This is a genomic window from Diaphorobacter oryzae DSM 22780, from assembly GCF_059568935.1.
The window spans coordinates 91,891-108,647 of record NZ_JCANUL010000008.1; the positions used below are offsets into that span (position 1 = coordinate 91,891).

The window sequence follows — 16,757 nt, forward strand, 5'->3', positions numbered from 1 at the left end:
CGCAGCCGCTAGTTGTGCAAGACGATCTTGCCCTCGGCGACATACCGGTCGAATTGGTCGCGCGGCATCGCGGCGAGCCCGGCGACGCAGCGCCCGTCCTGCCAGCTCAGCGTGACGCTGTCGGCGGCGGGCGTGAGCTCCACGGGACCTTCGGGAATGATGAGGGGCATTCCTTCCCCTTCGCGATAGGTGACATGGCCATTGATGGTGGCGTGCTGGGGCATACATGGGCTCCTGTAAGAAAAAGGCGGGCGGCGGGTGCCGGCCGGCCTTGGGGCATTAAAGGCCGGCCCTGCGGGGCGGTGTGTCAGACCAGTACGCGTTTGCCCGCGGGCTCTTGTCCCGGGCCGGCGGCCGGCTGTGGCCGCGCGGCTTCAGTGCGGCGGCAGGGGCTGCCACGGCAGCGCGAATGCATGCGCCTGCCAGTCGCGCCAGGGCGGCTCCGCGCCGCCCTCGGGCCCCTGCGGGGCGGTTGCCGCGGCGTCCAGGGGCCAGGGCAGGCCGCTGTGCAGCGTGATCATGTGCCCGTCGGCCGGGTGCGGCAGGCTGAGCCCCCAGGCGTGCAGCCACAGCCGGTGCAGGCCCAGCTGCTGTGCCCACCAGCGGTTCAACGGGCCCTTGCCGTGCGTGGCGTCGCCCAGGATGGGGTGGGCCAGGTGCTTGAGGTGGCGCCGGATCTGGTGGCGCCGCCCCGTCGTGGGCTCGGCCAGCACCAGCGAGGCGCGCGTGGTGGCAAAGCGCGGGTCGCTGCTGTACGGCAGCTCCAGCCGCGCCAGGCACGACAGGCGCGTGTGGGCCGGCTGGGCGGGGGCGTCCGGCGGCGCGTCGTCGGGGCGCAGCGGGTGGTCCACCTCGGCCTGCGGCGGCGCCCAGCCGCGCACCAGGGCCAGGTACTGTTTGCGCGCCGCGTGCCGGGCGAAGGCATCGGCCAGGGCGCGCGCGGCCGCCGAGTGCAGGGCCATGACGAGTACGCCGCAGGTGCCCTTGTCGAGCCGGTGCACAGGGTAGACATGCCGGCCGATCTGGTCGCGCAGGGCCTGCATCACGAAGCGCGTTTCGCCCGCGTCGAGCCCCGTGCGGTGCACCAGCCAGCCGGCGGGCTTGTAGACCGCCACCATGTGCTCGTCCTGCCAGAGCAGGTGCAGCGGGGAGCCGGCGCCGGGTGTCAGGAGCCGCGCCCCGGCGTGAGCTGGATGGTGCCCAGGCCCGAGTCCTGCGGCTGCGGCTGCGGTGCCAGCCAGTACACCCACAGGCCGTGCAGCCAGGCGCACAGGTAGAGGATGGACACGGCAAAGATGCCCCATTGCCCGGCCTTCCACGAGGCGTAGAACCAGAACGGCTGCCCCAGCAGCCCGAAGATGCAGGCCCAGCGGCGCAGGGCCGCACGGCGCGCCTGCGAAGCCCATGCGGCGGTGGCGCCCAGCAGGGCGATGGCGATCTGGTCGAATCCCATGGTGGTCGTGGCGGTGGGGCGGAAGGTGGGGGGCAATCAGCTGGATGTTTGTACAGTCATGATAGCAGCCCGCGTGGTGCGGCGTGCCGGCGGCTAGGCCCAGGGGGGCGGGGGCTGCGTGCCCGGCATCTGCTGGCGCCAGGCGATGAACTCGTGCGCCGTCTGCACCCGCAGTGTGGCGCGGCCCAGGCCGGTGATGGCAATGAGGCGCGCGGACGGGCCGGAGCCCCGTTCGCCGGGCAGGTCGGCCTGCACCATGCCGGCGGCGCGCAGCACGCGCAGCTTGTCGATGTCGGCCTCGTCGATCACGGGCATGGGGAACAGGTCCTCTTGCGCAAGCTGGCGAAGGAATTCCATCATGTGGCTGACTCCCGGCAGGGGCCGGGCCCGGTGGCCCGGCTGACGGGGCATTGTGAGGGCGGGCGCGGCGCCGCGGCAACAAAGGCCTTGCGACCCGGTGGGCGGTTACGACGGTTACAGACAAAGACAGTGATGGCGCCACGTCGCGGGCAATGCCCCGGCGGGCCCGGCGGCCGGCCGGCTGCCGCACAATCCGCCGCCATGACGATGTCCTCGCGCTCCACTCTCTTGCCCCTGTCCCTGCTGGCCGCGCCGCAGCCCCACGACCCCCAGCCCCTGATCCTGTACCACGGCCGCTGCGCCGACGGCTTCGCCGCGGCCCTGGCCGCCTGGCGCTTCTATGGCGGCCAGGCCGAATGCCTGGGCCTGTCGCACGGGCAGGTGACCACGCTGGACGACCTGCCGCCCGTGGACGGGCGCGCCGTCTACGTGCTGGACTTTTCCTTCGCCCCCGATCTGCTGGCGGCCATCGACGCGCGCGCGGCCAAGCTGGTGCTGCTGGACCACCACAAGAGCGCGGCCGAGCAGTTGGCCGGCTTTGCCTGCCGCTGCGGCGCCGTGCATTTCGACATGAGCAAGTCCGGCGCGCGGCTGGCCTGGGAGTTCTTCCACCCCGACGCGCCGTTGCCCGACCTGGTGCGCTTTGTGGAGGACCGCGACCTGTGGGCCTGGCAGTACGCCGAGACGGCGGGTTTCGTGGCCGCGCTGGACATGGAACCCTTCGACTTCGGGCGCTGGCAGCAGATCGCCGATTTTTCGCCGGCCGAGACGGCGGCCTTCGTCGCGCGCGGCCAGGCCATGGACGAGAAGTTCCGCCACCTGGCGCAGGACGTGGCAGGCGGCGCGCAGCCGCTGGTGTTCAACGGCGAGGCCGGGCTGATGGTGAACGCACCCGGCGCCTTCCACAGCCTGGTGGGCGAGCTGCTGTCGCAGCAAAGCGGCACCTTCGCCCTGATGTGGGCGGTGGGCAAGGACGGGCAGGTCAAGGTGGGCCTGCGCTCGCAGCGCGGCTACGACTGTTCGCCCCTGGCCGTCAGCATGGGCGGCGGCGGCCATGCCCAGGCCTGCGGCTTTCGCATGCCGGCCGCGCGCCTGCCGGAGCTGCTGGGCGGCACCCTGCAGGCGGGATAATGGCCAAATAGGGCTACAGCGCTTATCCAGAAAGCGCAGACAGCTATCTTTTTAATAGTTTTCCAATCCGCATCAACTCCGCAGAGAAAGGCATTCACCGCATGGAGCGCAAGAACAACGGCACCATTCGCATCGGCATCGTGGGCTACGGCAACCTGGGCCGGGGCGTGGAGGCGGCGATCGCCCGCAACCCGGACATGGCCGTCGCCGGCATCTACACCCGCCGCGACCCGGCGCAGCTTGCGCCCCTGGGCGCTGGCGTGCCGGTGCACCGCATGGACAGCCTGGCGGAGCATGCCGACCGTATCGACGTGCTCATCCTGTGCGGCGGCTCCAAGGACGACCTGCCGCGCCAGAGCCCCGAGCTGGCGGCGCGCTTCAACCTGGTGGACAGCTTCGACACCCATGCGCGCATCCCCGAGCATTTCGCCGCCGTCGATGCCGCCGCGCAGGCGGGCAAGACCACGGCGCTGATCTCGGCCGGCTGGGACCCGGGCATGTTCTCGCTGAACCGCGTGATGGGCGAAGCCCTGCTGCCCGACGGCGCCACCTATACCTTTTGGGGCAAGGGCCTGAGCCAGGGCCATTCCGACGCCATCCGCCGCGTGCCCGGCGTGGCCGGCGGCGTGCAGTACACCATCCCCGTGGCCGAGGCCGTGGACAAGGTGCGCAGCGGCGCGCGGCCCGAGCTGTCCACGCGCGAGAAGCACCGCCGCGAATGCTTCGTGGTGCTGCAGGAGGGGGCGGATGCCGAGGCCGTGCGCGCTGCCATCGTCGGCATGCCGCACTACTTCGACCAGTACGACACCACGGTGCACTTCATCGGCGCCGAGGAACTGGCCCGCGACCATGCCGCCATGCCCCACGGCGGCTTTGTCATCCGCAGCGGCAACACCACGGCGGGCAACAAGCAGGTCGTCGAATACAGCCTGCAGCTGGGCAGCAACCCCGAGTTCACCTCCAGCGTGCTCGTGGCCTACGCGCGCGCCGTGCACCGTATGCACCAGGCGGGCCAGGTGGGCTGCAAGACCGTGTTCGACGTGCCGCCCGGCCTGCTCTCGCCCAAGAGCGCGGCCGAGCTGCGCGCCGAGCTGCTGTAAGGCGCCGGGCGTTTCCTACGGATGGACATTCAGCCGGATCACTAGGCGGTAAGCCGCAGGCAGTGCTGTAGCACGACAAGGCGAACCAACGACGTGATACGGTTGAAGGGGAATCCGTATCAGTCGCGCCGGTGCCGGCGCCGGTAGTCCCACGGCGCCTGCGGGCGTGGCTGCGACCACAGGCCCGTGCGCGCCTGCCTGGCCTGGGCCTGCAGCGCCGCCAGGCCGGGGTACTTCGGCTTGCCGCCCCGCGGTGCGTACACCCAGGCCAGCCCCGCGCGCACCTGGGCCGTGGCCACGTTCTGCCCGCCGCAGCGCACGTCGGCCAGCATGCGGCCGTAGGTGTCGTGCCCCAGCGCGTACAGCCGCGCCTGCTGGCGAAAGCACAGCCGCGCCAGATTCTTGCGTGCGCTCTGGCCATAGGCCTGGCGGCTCTCGGGCGCGTCGATGGCCGCGATGCGCACGCGCACGGGGCGCCTTTCGCCGGGGGCGCCGCAACGGACGGTGAGGGAGTCGCCGTCACTGATGGCGATCACAAGGCAAAGCAGGGCGGCGGACACGGGGCGAGAACAGGCAAAGGGGGCGCACTATACCCGCTTGAACCGGTCTGCCGGGCCGGGCCTGGCGGCTGCCCAAAAAATGGGCGATGCGCTGCGGCCCAATGCCGGCGCGGGTTGCGCAGGGTTGTCCCGGCGGTTGTCCACAGGACCGCCCACAGGCTGTGGGCATAACTGCGGGAGCAGCGTAGGCGCGCGGCGCCGCCGGTCTTTCTTCCCCCCTCTCCGTACCTCCCGTGATCCAAGGCCTTGCCAGGCCCAGCCGGCAGGGGCGGGTTATGCAGGCCAGGGCGCGCAGGGGGCTGGGTACTTGGGATCCATATCGCTCATCTTTTGATAGCTTTCCGCGCTTTTCGTGTGAGCTTGCACGTCAAAAAAGCTTCAAACTAGAAGCGTGCCGCCCGCGCAGCACCGCACCGCCCAGGCATGCCGCGAGAAGCCCCAGCAGGGCCAGCGCGCCGGCCGAGAGCGCAGGAATGGCGTGTGCTCCGATGGGCATGGCGGCCCGCACCGTGGGGCCGGCGGGGTCGGTGATTTCGCCGTTCTCGCTCCAATCGTCATCCCCCAGCGCGCCATCCTTCACGGTGAAGTGGACGGTGTTGCCGCTGATGGCGAGTTGGTGCTCGGGTACGAAGGCGTAGTAGCGGTCTTGGGTGGCCGTGCGGCTGTCCCTGCCGTGCTTGAGGTAGCCGTGCACCGGCGCGGGCCAGTTCACCGCCATGCGCACCGCGCTGCCCGGGGTGCAGCCCACCAGCTTGAAGCGGAACATGCCCTGAGGCAGCTCCTGCCCTAGGGGCGGCTGGGTGGGCGCGGCCTCAAAGCGGGTTGGGGCCAGGTCGAAGCGGCAGTTGGGGCCGCCGCCGGTGAAGCTGGCACTGCCCGTGCCGCCAGGGCCGTTGGTGGGCAGGGTCGTGCCTTCGAAATGCGGTGCGCAGTCCACTTGCACGTTGTTCACCGCAGCCGTCACCTGGCTGCCGCTGGCGTTGGCGATGGTGCAGCGCTGGCCGAGCGGCTGGGCATGGACGCTCACGTCGTAGCTGCCGCCGCGAGCGACGTGCGTGGCGAAACTGAAGTTGCCGCTGGCGGAGATGGGCAGGGTCTCGCCGTTGTTGTGCAGCGCGAGGCCTGGTCCGATCAGGTGGCTGACCGTGCCGCCGATGGCGTAAGTGGCAGGCGCGAAGCTGGCCCGGCAGGTCTTGGCGGCATCCATGGTCGCGAAAGCCCGCAGCGGGTCGCTGGCGTCCTCGGTGCAGTCGCCGCTCCAGGTGACTTGCTGGTCTGGGCCGGGCACGGCAGTCAGTGCCACGACCTGGGGCGGGTTGGCTGGCATGTAGTCCGCAGTACACAGGCCGGTGTTGCCATTGCCACACGACAGGTTGGGGCTGCCGGTGATGATGCCGTTCCCCGTCACCTGCAGAGTCAGCAGGTGGGCGGGCTGCCGCTCTGCCGCGCCCATGTCGCAGCGTCCGCCCTGCGGGCGTGGCACATCGCGCTGGTCGTTGCCGATGCCAGCCGTGCAGTCCACCGCGTCGATGGCCGGGCTGTTGGCGCCGGGCAGTTGGGTGGGCGTGGGGCCGCCGTTGTCTTGCAGCGGGCCGAGCTGGGGGGCGGCGTTGAGGTTGTCCTGGCCGACATGGCCACCGGGCACGATGATGCTGTGCCCGACCTTGGTGATGGCGCTTCCACTGGCTGGCGCGGCGCTGGTCTGAGAGAGTTGGGTTTCTTCGCCCCGCAGGATGCTGCCCGACACGTTGACCTCAATGGCGCCATTGGTGGCCTGGTTGAGGATTGCCTGCCCCAGAGCGGCCTTGTTGTTCCAGAGTGTGCTGTGGACGATGACTGGAAGCACCTGTGCGCCGAGCAGCACCTGGTTGTAGATCGCGCCGCCATACTGTTGGGCGCTGTTGTCGGCAAAGGTGCTGTTGGTGATGGCCGGCTTGACCACGCTGCCGCTGCCTCGTGCCAGGTTGGCCATGGCACCGCCCTGGTACGGGGTGCTGAGGTTCCAGCTCCTGGTGCCCGTGCTGTTCGCGTTGAAGGTGTTGCCGTCGAAGTTCGGGCTCAACGTGCCACTGGCGGCGCTTTCATTGAAGACGGCCCCGCCGCGTCGCGCCGTGTTGCCCTGGAGCAGGGTGTCGGTGATGCTGGGGCTGCTCGCCACCCCGGTGGCCAGGAGGTAGATGGCTCCACCATCGCCCTGGCCATTGATGGTGTGGTTGTTTGTGAACCGCGAGGCGCTGATCTGCGGTGCGTTGACTTCGCCCATGCCGATGCCGGCGATGGCGCCGCCGCGCTGGGCCATGTTGCCGCTGAACGTGCTGCGGACGATGGTCGGCTGGCCTTGGCCCCAGCTGATCAGGGCTCCCCCATCCAGGGCGGCATGGTTGCCCATGAACTGCACATCGTCCAGCTGCGGGCTGCAGCTTTGACCCAATCCATTGCACACCAGGCCGCCGCCATAGCCGGAGGGAAATGCAGCGCCGGCCGAGGTCTCGGCCCGGCCGCCAGTGATGGTCAGTCGCTCGATCAGGGTGTAGGTCGCATCGCCCGGTGTGGCTTGGAAGGGGCCGCTGCCCAGGGTGGGGCTCAGCCCGCCGATGACCACCACATGGTGGCTGTTCTGGCCGGCGATGTCGGTGGCTGTGGGGGTGATGCCTTCGGGCGTCTTGTTGGCGTCATCGCCGCCGATGTCGCCCGACAGCACGGTTTTGCTGGCGCCTGCCACGCGCTCGTCGCCGTTGCCGGTGTAGCCGCCGCGCAGCAGCAGCGGGCGGTTGATGGCAAAACGCGCGGCGCGGTCGCTGGCATTCGCCGTGGGCGTGTAATGGCCCTGCATCAGCCGGATGTCGTAGCACTGGGACAGTGCGCCACCATTGGCCTGGCCCAGTGCGTGCTGCAGCGAGGCCGGGTCGCTCCAACTGCTTCCCGCCGTGGTGCTGGTGCCGCCCTGCGGGCTGACGTGCAAGGTGCGTGTGGAGTCGCAGGGAAGGGCCCACGCAGCCAAGGCCGGACAGGCCGATGCAGCGGCCAGGGCCAGGGTACGCAGGTGAATGGATGGGGGCATGGCGGAGTCTCCTCTCCGCCTGCTATGATTTTTGTAGCTTCTAGCGCTTGCCATTCAAGCGCTTTAGGCTGATTCGGTGCTCAATCCTGGCGGTGCCGCAGATTGTGGGAAAACATTGTTGGGAAATTGTTGGGAATCAAGCCCCGGCCAGCGCCCGCAGGTCGTCGTCCAGCACGGACGGCCCCGCGTGCCGTACCAGATGGGTGGCAAAGCCGCGCAGCAGGTTGGCCTGGTGTTCGGGGGAGGCAAACAGGCCGCGCGCCCTGCGCTGCACCAGGTAGACCATGGGGCGCAGCACGGCCTCGGGCAGCATGGGCAGGACGGCGGCGACGTCGGGCGGCAGCTCGGGGTCGGGGCTGTGCAGCAGAAAACCCATGTCCTGCCGCGCGGGCGGGTGCGCCGCGAACAGGTCGGCGCGGCAGCGGGCGAGCGCCTCGCGGTCGTCGCTGCCCAGGCAGGCCAGGCAACGCAGGGTGAGCAGGTAGATGTGGAACTGCGAGCCGGGCTCGGCCAGCTCCAGGCTGCGCTCGTACAGCGCGTGGGCGGTGCTGAAGTCGCCCGCGTGCACATGGCATTGCGCCAGAGTGGGCCAGGCGGCGGCGAAGGCGGTGGTGCCGGCAAAGCCGCTGCGGGCCAGCGCGAAGGCGGTGTGCGCATGGCGCCCGCCCAGGGTGTTGAGCAGCCGCGCGGCGGCCAGCTCCAGCAGCGGTTGGCCCTGGATGGCGGGCAGATGGGGGAGGATGAGCTGTTCGATCTCGGCCTCGTGCGCGTCCCATTCCTGCGGGCTGAGGCATTGCGTGCGCGGCGACTGCAGGATGATGCGCGTGAGCAGCGCCATGGCGCGGGCGATGTCGCGTATGGCAGGCTGGTGGGTGCCTTGGTCCAGCGTTTCGGCGTAGGCGAGCGATTCGCGCCAGGTGGCCAGTGGCTCGCCGAAGAGGCGCGTGGCTTCGTGCAGGCGCATTTCCAGCGGCAGATCGGTTGGGGCCTCGCCCGGTTGCAGCGCCTGATGCGCCCAGATGCGCGGCAGCAGCGCGTCGGCGATGGCCCCCGCGTTGCCCTGCGCGGCCAGTTGACCGTGGCCATGGGCCAGCGGGTGGGTGACGCGCAGCGGGTGCAGCGGCTGGCGGGTGCGCGCGTCGCGCAGCAGCAGGGCGGCGTGCAGGAGGGTGTTGTCTGCCCATGCGCTGATTTCGAGTACGAAGGCGCAGGCACTGCCGGGATCGGGCTGCCAGGGGGGCGGAGGGGCGATGGCGGTGCCGCGCAGCGCGCCGTCGGGGGGGCGGATGCGGTCGCCCAGAGCCTGGTTCAGTGCCTGCGCCAGCGCATCGGCGGCGGGGGGCAGGTGGCGGTGCAGCGGCTGGATGGCGAGGAAGGTGCCTTCCGGCAAGGGAGGCGGCATGGGCTGTGGGGCGATCCAGCGGTAGCCGCTGCCGTATTCCGTGGCGATGAAGCGCGGGTTGCGCGCGCTGTCGCCCAGGTGGCGGCGCAGGCGGGTGACGAGGTAGTCCACCTGGCGCTCGCTGCCGTCGATGTGTTTGCCGTCCTGGCGGGGCAGTGCGTCAAGCAGGCGTTGGCGTGTGACGATGGTCCCGGGCCGGGCGAGCAGTTCGGCCAGCATGGCGCGCTCCTGGCGGGTGAAGCGCACTTCCTCACCGGTGCCTGAGCGGGCTGTGTGCAGGTCATCGCAAAAAATCCAGTCGTGGAACTGCTGTGGCATGGCAGTGCTTTCGGTGAGGGGGTGAGGGATGTGCGCTGTTTTGATGGTTCTTGTGCACGAGACCGGATGATAGGGGGGCGACAATCGCGCACTTACCGTCTTCTTCCTGCCCACCTGTATCGTGATCCAAGGCTTTGTCGCGTCCGTCGTCGCGTCCTTTCTGTTCGGCGCCATGTACTACCTGGCGCCCGCGCTGGCGCCGCTCGACGGCGAGCAGATCTTCGGCTGGCGCGTGCTGTGCACGCTGCCCTTCACCACGGCGCTGCTGCTGGCGATGGGGCAGTGGGAGCGGGTGGCGGCGCTGGTGCGGCGCGTGCGGCGCCAGCCGCTGCTGGCCCTGGGCCTGCTGGGCAGCGCGGCCATGCTGGGGGTGCAGCTGTGGATCTTTCTGTGGGCGCCGCTGCACGGGCGCGCGCTGCCGGTGTCGCTGGGCTACTTTCTGCTGCCCCTGGTGATGGTTCTGACCGGGCGCCTGCTGTACCGCGAGCGGCTCACGCCCCTGCAGTGGCTGGCCACAGCGCTGGCCGCGGCCGGCGTGGCGCACGAGGTGGTGCGCGCGGGCGGCTTGTCGTGGGAGGTGTGGCTGGTCTCACTGGGCTACACGGTGTACTTCGTGGCGCGCCGGCGCATGCGCACCGACCACCTGGGCGGGCACTGGCTGGACATGCTGCTGCTGATGCCGGCCGCGCTGTGGTTCGTGCTGCGCGCGCCCTCGTCGGTGGCGCTGGTGGTCGAGCACAGGCACCTGTGGGCCCTGGTGCCGGTGCTGGGCGTGGTGAGCGCGGTGGCGCTGGCGCTCTACATGGCCGCCAGCCGCCTGCTGCCGCTGGGCCTGTTCGGCCTGCTGAGCTATGTGGAGCCCGTGCTGCTGGCGCTGGTGGCGCTGGCGCTGGGCGAGAGCATCGGCGCCGCGCAGTGGCCGACCTACGGCCCCATCTTCGCCGCCGTGGGCGTGCTGGTGATGGATGGCGCGCTGCGCCTGCGCCGCCCCGCGCCGCCGCGCGAAGATTGATGCCAGATTGGCCTCTGAGGCCCATGTGGCAAGCGTAAGGTGCTATAGAATTTTTCAATCCGGCCCGACCGGCAACGCAGACAAGACCCCCCTTATGCAAGACATCTCCGCTCCCACGCCGGCCCGGTGCCCGCATTCCCGGTGGCCCGGGGCCGCCATGGTGTGCGCCGCGGCCGCCGCCTGCCTGCTGGCGCTGCCGGCCGCCACGGCGGCGGGTGGTGCGCAGCAGGCCTGGGGCAAGCGCCTGGTGGATTCGTTCGAACTGGATGCCGAGGCCCTGGCCCGGTTCGCGCAGCACCAGGACAAGACGGCGGGGCACAAGCCCAATGGCTTCTTCTCGGACACCGTGGCCTGGGTGGCGCCGCGCGAGCTGGACCTGCCCGCCAGCGGCAACCCCTACACGCTGGTGGTGCGCGTCGAGGGCGTACCGCCGGCCGACGGCGAGGGCCTGACGCGCTGGATGGCCGGCTGGGCCATCGACAACGGCACGCGGCTGGCCATGGTGCAGGGCGCGTCCTTCCCGAAGGACACGCGCGCCGGCCGGGTGCTGCAGCTGGCCGGCGCAGCCGGGCCGGTGAGCTTCAAGGAAGACCGCAAGCTCGCGCCGGTGCTGGAGTTCGCGGGCGCCAGCAATCTGCGCATGGACGGCGTGCGGCTGGAGGTCTGGTCCGGCATGCGCCGCAACTCCTTCGTGGAGCTGCTCATGTCCGCCGTGCCATTGCTCACGGGCGTGGTGTTCCTGGGGCTGGTGTGGTGGTGGCGCCGGCGTTAGCCGGCGGCGCCGTTACAGCCCCAGCGGCTGGCCGGGCTTCCAGGCGTCGGCCAGGCGCTCGGCCTCGGCGATGTCGCTGGGCTGCATTTTTTCCCTCAGGCGGGTCAGGCCGGCACGGGCGCTGGACGGGCGGTGCTGCTCGGGCAGCAGCTCGTCGCGATCGGGCGCGGCGCGGGAGGCGCGCTCGGCCAGCGTGAGCAGCATCCAGGCGGGAATGGGACGCTGGCTCACCGGGTCGGCGCCGCGGGCATACAGCATGCCCAGGCTGAACAGGCCCGCCGCGTCGCCCTGGCGTGCGGCGCGCAGGTACCAGTTCTCGGCCAGCGAGGGCTGGCGCGCCATGTGCTCGCCGCGCTCGTAGAGCCCGCCCAGGCGCACGGCGGCCGTGGCGTCGCCCAGGCCGGCGGCGCGCTCCAGCCACTGCCGCGCCTCGGCCGGGTCCAGGGGCTGGCCGATGGCGTCGCGGTAGGCGCTGCCGCCCAGCAGCATGGAGGCCAGCAGCACCATGGCGCGCGGCTCGCCCTGGTTCGCCAGCTGGCGCACCGCGGGCAGGGCCTGGGCGCCTTCGCCCATGCGCCACTGGCGCTCCAGCGCGTCGATGCGCGTGCGCGCCTCCTGGCCCACGCGTGCCTGGCTCACCTCGGCCGCGCGGGCGTCGCTGGCGGCGCGTGCGGCCTGCTGTTCGGCGCGGGCGCGGCCGTCGTTCCACTTCCAGGCGAGCAGCGCGGCGGCCAGCAGCACACCGCCGCCCAGGGCCATCAGCGTCCAGGGCGGGCCGTCGCTCTTGCGCGTGCGGCGCGGCGCGGGGCGGTCGTCGTCCTCGTCGTCGTCATCGGGCACGCGGCTGCGCGGCTGGGCCTTGTCGTAGACCACCTCGCAGCGCGGGCATTGCCAGGCGGGGGCGGTGTCGGTGGGCTGGCGCGTGTAGTGGCAGCGCGGGCAGGTGCGGGCCGGGGCCGCAGGGGCCGGCTCTGCGGCGGCGGGCGCCGTGGGTTCGAGGGGCGCGAGCGAGAGCTTGTCGCCGGGGGTATTGCGGGTCATGGTGTGGTGCTGTCCTCCGGCGGGCGATTGTCGCCGCTGGGCGGTGGCGTGCGGCGTTGATGGCAAAAACAGGCTGTAGCGCCCGCCAGGCAAGCGCAATCAGCTCTTCTTTTGATAGTGCGGTTGCGGCGCGGCGGATTCCACCCAGGTGCCGGGCGCCAGCCCGTCCAGCGTGTAGGGGCCGATGGCCGCACGGATCAGGCGCAGCGTGGGGTGGCCCACGGCGGCCGTCATGCGGCGCACCTGGCGGTTGCGGCCCTCGCGGATGATGAGCTCGATCCAGCTGTCGGGAATGTGCTGGCGCACGCGGATGGGCGGGTCGCGCTCCCACAGGGCGGGCGGGGGCTCCAGCCGGCGCACGCGCGCGGGCAGGGTGGGGCCGTCGTTCAGCTGAACGCCGCGCTGCAGGGCGGCCAGGGCCGCGTCGTCGGGGATGCCCTCCACCTGCACCCAGTAGGTCTTCTCCATCTTGTGGCGCGGGTCGCTGATGCGCGCCTGCAGGGCGCCGTCGTCGGTGAGCAGCAGCAGGCCCTCGCTGTCGGCGTCCAGCCGCCCGGCCACGTAGACGCCGGGCACGTCGATGAAGTCCTTGAGCCCGCGCCAGCGGCCCTCGGGGGTGAACTGGCTCAGCACGCCGTAGGGCTTGTTGAAGCGCAGCAGCCGCGCGGCGGGAACGGGCTGGGGCCGGGGCGCGGCCGCACTGGCGGGCCTGCGCAGCGTGATGCGCAGGCGGGGCGGGGTGGGCGGCGCGCTCATGCGGGCAGGAACAGGGCGGGGTCGACCATGGTGCGGTTGAGCATCACGCCCCAGTGCAGGTGCGGGCCGGTCACGCGGCCCGTGGCGCCCACCTTGCTAAACGCCTGGCCGGCGGCCAGGGTGTCGCCCACCTGGCAGTCCATGCTGCTCAGGTGGCAGTACAGGGTGAGCAGGCCGCCGCCATGGTCCAGCCAGACGGTGCCGCCGTTGAAGAAATAGTCGCCCACGTCGATCACCCGGCCCGGCAGCGGCGCCACGATGGGCGTGCCGGTGGCGGCCGCGATGTCCATGCCGCTGTGCGGGTTGCGCGCCTGGCCGTTGAACACGCGGCGCAGGCCGAAGCTGCTGGAGCGCCGGCCGGGCACGGGCTGGCGCATGCGCAGGTCGTGGGCGGCGGGCAGCGGCGTGGAGAAGGTGGCCATCACCTGCTGCTGGTGGGCGCGTTCGCGTTCGTGGCGGGCCAGGTCGTCGGGCGACAGGTCCACGGTGCGCGGCGCGACGCGCAGGCGCTGCTCGCGGTACTGCTTGGCCGCCACGCGGTAGGCCACGCGGCGCGCCGGCGCTTCGGCCGTGGCCTGCACCGCCACATGGGCCTCGCCCAGGGGCGCGGCCAGCGGTATGCCGACGAGGGCCGTCCATTCGATCATGTCGCCGAGCACCAGCACGGGCACGTCGCCGGCGTGCACCACGGGTCGCGCGGGTGCGGGGCCCAGGGGCAGCCGGGCCACGCCGCCGGGCACCTGCAGCGCCTGGGGCCAGACGTCGGGCTCAAGGGGACGGGCCAGCGCCGGCACGGCGGGCAGCAGCGACAGGCCCAGGCCCTGCAGCAGCGTGCGGCGCCGCACGCCGGGCAGGGGGAAGAAAGGGGGGAGGGGGGGCATGGAGGACACGGCTGGCAGTGTAGAGCGCCGCGGCCCGGCCATACCGCAGCTAGGGTGGCGGCCAGGGTGGCGCGGCCCGCCCATCTGCCCGTCCCTCTGCCCGCCGGGCCGGCTGTCCGCCTGCCTGCCGTGTGGGCAGGGTTATGCAAGAAGCTATGGCTTCCATGCGCGGCGCGCGCATTGGGTCATAATCCGCACCCAATGCCCTGAGCGGCGGCGCGGCACCTGGCGGTGCGCATCGGCGGTTGGGGCATTGCCACTTTTGGCCCCGCAACGGCGCCGCCCACAAGGCGGGCCCGGCGGCACCGAGGCACCCCCGTCGGACTCTCCTTTGCCCGAGCGCCACCTGCATCCCAGGCGGCGCCGTCGCTCGGGGCTGGGCCTTTCCATTCGCTTGCTTTTTCAACCCACTAGACAACAGATCGACCATGCGTCAAGAACATGACTTCATCGGCATCAAGACCATTCCTCCGGACGCGTACTGGGGTGTCCACACCGCTCGTGCCGTAGAGAACTTTCCCATCACGGGCCACGCCGTGGCCCACATGCCCGAGTTGATCCGGGCCTTCGCCTTCGTCAAGAAGGCCGCCGCCCACGCCAATCTGCAGCTGGGCGCGATCAACGAAACCCAAGCCCACGCCATTGCCCAGGCCTGCGACGACCTGATCGCCGGCCAGTTGCACGACCAGTTCGTCGTGGACGTGATCCAGGGCGGCGCCGGTACTTCCACGAACATGAACGCCAACGAGGTGATCGCCAACCGTGCCCTGGAGCACCTGGGATTGCCCAAGGGCCGCTACGACGTGATCCACCCGAACGATCACGTCAACGCATCGCAAAGCACCAACGATGCCTACCCCACGGCGCTGAAGATCGCCACCTATTTCGGCATCGAGACGCTGCTCAAGGCCCTGTCGGCCCTGCGCGGTGCGTTCGAGGCCAAGGCCGAGGAATTCAAGGACATCCTGAAGATCGGCCGCACCCAGCTGCAGGACGCCGTGCCCATGACGCTGGGCCAGGAGTTCGCCGCCTTCGCCGCCATGATTGCGGACGACGAGCGCCGCCTGCGCGAATCCGCCTACCTGATGACCGAGGTGAACATGGGCGGCACCGCCATCGGCACCGGCATCAACGCGCCCGTGGGCTATGTGGACGTGATCGTGCCCAAGCTGGCCGAACTCTCGGGCGTGCCGGTGACGGCCGCCGCCAACCTGATCGCCGCCACCTCGGACACGGGCGCCTTCGTGGACATCTCGGGCGTGCTCAAGCGCATCGCGGCCAAGCTCTCCAAGATCAGCAACGACCTGCGCCTGCTGTCCTCCGGCCCGCAGGCCGGCGTGGGCGACATCAAGCTGCCGGCGCGCCAGGCGGGCTCGTCCATCATGCCGGGCAAGGTGAATCCCGTGATTCCCGAGGTGATGAACCAGGTGTGCTTTGAGGTGATCGGTAACGACGTCGCCATCACCATGGCGGCAGAGGCCGGCCAGCTGCAGCTCAACGCCTTCGAGCCGCTGATGGGCTGGGCGCTGCACAAGAGCCTGCACCACCTGGCCAAGGCCTGCCACACGCTGCAGGTGAACTGCGTGGAGGGCATCGAGGCCAACCAGGCGCTGCTGGGCGAGCGCATCGCCGAGTCGGTGACGCTGGTGACGGCGCTCAACCCGCTGATCGGCTACGAGAAGGCGGCCTCGATCGCCAAGTCGGCCATCGCCACGGGCAGGCCGATTGCCGTGGTGGCCGAGGACCTGGGCATCATGACCCAGGCCGAGATGCAGTCGCTGCTGGTGGCCGAGCGCCTCACGCAGGCGGGCGCCATCAAGGCAGGTATGTAATTTGCTATCGATTGTGTAGCTGCTTGCGCTTTATGGTCGGGCGCTACACGTTGATTTGATATGAAAAAAGCCGGTGCGATCGCACCGGCTTTTTTGCTGGAGGCGGGCCCGGGCAGCGGGTCAGCGCACGCGCTCGGACTCCACCACCATGTCCAGCACATAGGCATAGGCCGAAGCGTCGGCCGGCACGTTCTGGCGGTGGTAGCGCTGGATGCGCAGCACGTTGCGGATGCCCGGCTCATGCGTGTAGCCATCGATCCCGCCCTGAAAGATGCGCCATTCGCCCACGGACTGCTTCACGCCGTTGTCGCCGAAGCGCACATCGCGCACCTGCAGGCACTGGGCATCGCGCATCAGCGGGTGGTTGCAGGGCACGCGCTGGGGCGCCACCTCCAGGAACATGCGTTCGCCGGCCGAGCCGTAGCGCGTGGCGGGCGTCGGCGTGCCGGTGAATTCCCAGCGGCTGCCATCGGCGAACAGCAGCGACAGCGTGGGCGCGCCGCCGGCCTGCGCGGGGCGCAGCGCATGGCTTTGCACCTGCGGCAGCTGCGCGCCCATGCGGCTTTCCAGCGCCATCAAGGCCTGGTCCACGCAGGCGCGCTTGGTGGACATCACGCCCTGCACCTGCAGGCGCTCGCCGTCCACGCGGTAGCCGCCGCCCAGCGTGTTGCACAGCCGCTGCAGGGACAGGTGCGAGCCCTCGAATTGCAGGCGGGGCGCGGGCTGGTCGGGCCGCAGCCCGGTGGCCTGTGGCCGGCCGCTGGCGTCATGCATGGCCGTCAGGTCCCAGAAATAGGCTGTCAGCAGCGGTGCGGGGGTGTTTGGTGTCATGGCGGCTGCGGGCGGGGACGAGGGCGTGGTGGCGGGCGCGGAGGTGGGTACCTGGCCGCAGGCGGCCACCAGGGCAAGGGCGGCCAGGGCTGGCAGTGTGGCAAGGCGTGTGCGATGCAGTCGCATGTAGGCTTTCCTTTGAGGTGTTGAATGCGTCGACCATAACGCGGTCCGCTCGCGGCGCGTGTCATACAAGTTCGCCAATGACGGCGGGCCGGTTGCGGAGCACGCTGGGTTTCCATGTGAC

16 protein-coding genes are annotated in these 16,757 nt (G+C 70.8%); 5 read left to right on the top strand and 11 right to left on the bottom strand.

Annotation, left to right across the window (positions count from 1 at the left end; genetic code table 11):
• Window positions 1-8: 8 nt before the first annotated feature.
• The 4 genes from BP68_RS13655 to BP68_RS13670 all read right to left on the bottom strand — a co-directional run bounded on the left by BP68_RS13655 (window position 9) and on the right by BP68_RS13670 (window position 1,813).
• Window positions 9-224: a hypothetical protein gene (locus tag BP68_RS13655; protein WP_496372646.1), complete on the bottom strand. Its 216-nt coding sequence runs from the start codon at window positions 222-224 to the stop codon at window positions 9-11.
• A gap of 150 nt (window positions 225-374) precedes the next feature.
• Window positions 375-1,118, bottom strand: a complete 744-nt coding sequence (locus tag BP68_RS13660) for a pseudouridine synthase (RefSeq protein ID WP_496372648.1) — start codon at window positions 1,116-1,118, stop codon at window positions 375-377.
• Between the two features lie 47 nt (window positions 1,119-1,165).
• Window positions 1,166-1,453, bottom strand: coding sequence for a hypothetical protein (locus tag BP68_RS13665; protein ID WP_496372748.1), 288 nt, complete (start codon window positions 1,451-1,453; stop codon window positions 1,166-1,168).
• A gap of 93 nt (window positions 1,454-1,546) precedes the next feature.
• Window positions 1,547-1,813, bottom strand: a complete 267-nt coding sequence (locus BP68_RS13670) for a hypothetical protein (protein WP_496372650.1) — start codon at window positions 1,811-1,813, stop codon at window positions 1,547-1,549.
• 201 nt (window positions 1,814-2,014) lie between these two features.
• Between BP68_RS13670 and BP68_RS13675 the strand changes: the two genes are divergently transcribed.
• Both BP68_RS13675 and BP68_RS13680 read left to right on the top strand, forming a co-directional pair.
• Window positions 2,015-2,944 carry a DHH family phosphoesterase gene (locus tag BP68_RS13675; RefSeq protein WP_496372652.1) on the top strand — a complete coding sequence of 310 codons (930 nt, stop codon included), beginning with the start codon at window positions 2,015-2,017 and terminating at the stop codon, window positions 2,942-2,944.
• Between the two features lie 101 nt (window positions 2,945-3,045).
• Complete coding sequence (locus BP68_RS13680; RefSeq protein WP_496372654.1) at window positions 3,046-4,044, top strand: diaminopimelate dehydrogenase; 999 nt, start codon at window positions 3,046-3,048, stop codon at window positions 4,042-4,044.
• Window positions 4,045-4,163: 119 nt separating this feature from the next.
• On the opposite strand, the gene BP68_RS13685 is transcribed toward BP68_RS13680, so the two are convergent.
• From BP68_RS13685 to BP68_RS13695, 3 genes are all read right to left on the bottom strand, one after another.
• Window positions 4,164-4,604 carry a thermonuclease family protein gene (locus BP68_RS13685; RefSeq protein WP_496372656.1) on the bottom strand — a complete coding sequence of 147 codons (441 nt, stop codon included), beginning with the start codon at window positions 4,602-4,604 and terminating at the stop codon, window positions 4,164-4,166.
• 367 nt (window positions 4,605-4,971) lie between these two features.
• Window positions 4,972-7,665: a choice-of-anchor Q domain-containing protein gene (locus BP68_RS13690; protein WP_496372658.1), complete on the bottom strand. Its 2,694-nt coding sequence runs from the start codon at window positions 7,663-7,665 to the stop codon at window positions 4,972-4,974.
• Window positions 7,666-7,801: 136 nt separating this feature from the next.
• Window positions 7,802-9,385 carry a winged helix-turn-helix domain-containing protein gene (locus BP68_RS13695; RefSeq protein WP_496372660.1) on the bottom strand — a complete coding sequence of 528 codons (1,584 nt, stop codon included), beginning with the start codon at window positions 9,383-9,385 and terminating at the stop codon, window positions 7,802-7,804.
• 121 nt (window positions 9,386-9,506) lie between these two features.
• On the opposite strand from BP68_RS13695, the gene rarD reads away from it, so the two are divergent.
• Together rarD and BP68_RS13705 are read left to right on the top strand one after the other, a co-directional pair.
• Complete coding sequence (rarD, locus tag BP68_RS13700; protein ID WP_496372662.1) at window positions 9,507-10,397, top strand: EamA family transporter RarD; 891 nt, start codon at window positions 9,507-9,509, stop codon at window positions 10,395-10,397.
• A gap of 94 nt (window positions 10,398-10,491) precedes the next feature.
• Complete coding sequence (locus BP68_RS13705) at window positions 10,492-11,169, top strand: hypothetical protein (RefSeq protein WP_496372664.1); 678 nt, start codon at window positions 10,492-10,494, stop codon at window positions 11,167-11,169.
• Between the two features lie 12 nt (window positions 11,170-11,181).
• On the opposite strand, the gene BP68_RS13710 is transcribed toward BP68_RS13705, so the two are convergent.
• The 3 genes from BP68_RS13710 to BP68_RS13720 all read right to left on the bottom strand — a co-directional run bounded on the left by BP68_RS13710 (window position 11,182) and on the right by BP68_RS13720 (window position 13,847).
• Window positions 11,182-12,210, bottom strand: a complete 1,029-nt coding sequence (locus tag BP68_RS13710; protein ID WP_496372666.1) for a tetratricopeptide repeat protein — start codon at window positions 12,208-12,210, stop codon at window positions 11,182-11,184.
• A 99-nt stretch (window positions 12,211-12,309) separates the two neighbouring features.
• A complete protein-coding gene (locus tag BP68_RS13715; RefSeq protein WP_496372668.1) occupies window positions 12,310-12,966 on the bottom strand; it encodes a pseudouridine synthase in 657 nt (218 codons plus the stop codon).
• Complete coding sequence (locus tag BP68_RS13720; RefSeq protein WP_496372670.1) at window positions 12,963-13,847, bottom strand: peptidoglycan DD-metalloendopeptidase family protein; 885 nt, start codon at window positions 13,845-13,847, stop codon at window positions 12,963-12,965. Before BP68_RS13720 ends, BP68_RS13715 begins: the two co-directional genes overlap by 4 nt.
• 428 nt (window positions 13,848-14,275) lie before the next feature.
• On the opposite strand from BP68_RS13720, the gene BP68_RS13725 reads away from it, so the two are divergent.
• Window positions 14,276-15,679, top strand: coding sequence for an aspartate ammonia-lyase (locus tag BP68_RS13725; RefSeq protein ID WP_496372672.1), 1,404 nt, complete (start codon window positions 14,276-14,278; stop codon window positions 15,677-15,679).
• A gap of 120 nt (window positions 15,680-15,799) precedes the next feature.
• Here the strand turns inward: BP68_RS13725 and BP68_RS13730 are convergent, their stop codons facing one another.
• On the bottom strand, window positions 15,800-16,636 hold the full coding sequence (locus BP68_RS13730) for a DUF4377 domain-containing protein (protein ID WP_496372674.1): 837 nt from the start codon (window positions 16,634-16,636) through the stop codon (window positions 15,800-15,802).
• Between the last annotated feature and the right edge of the window lie 121 nt (window positions 16,637-16,757).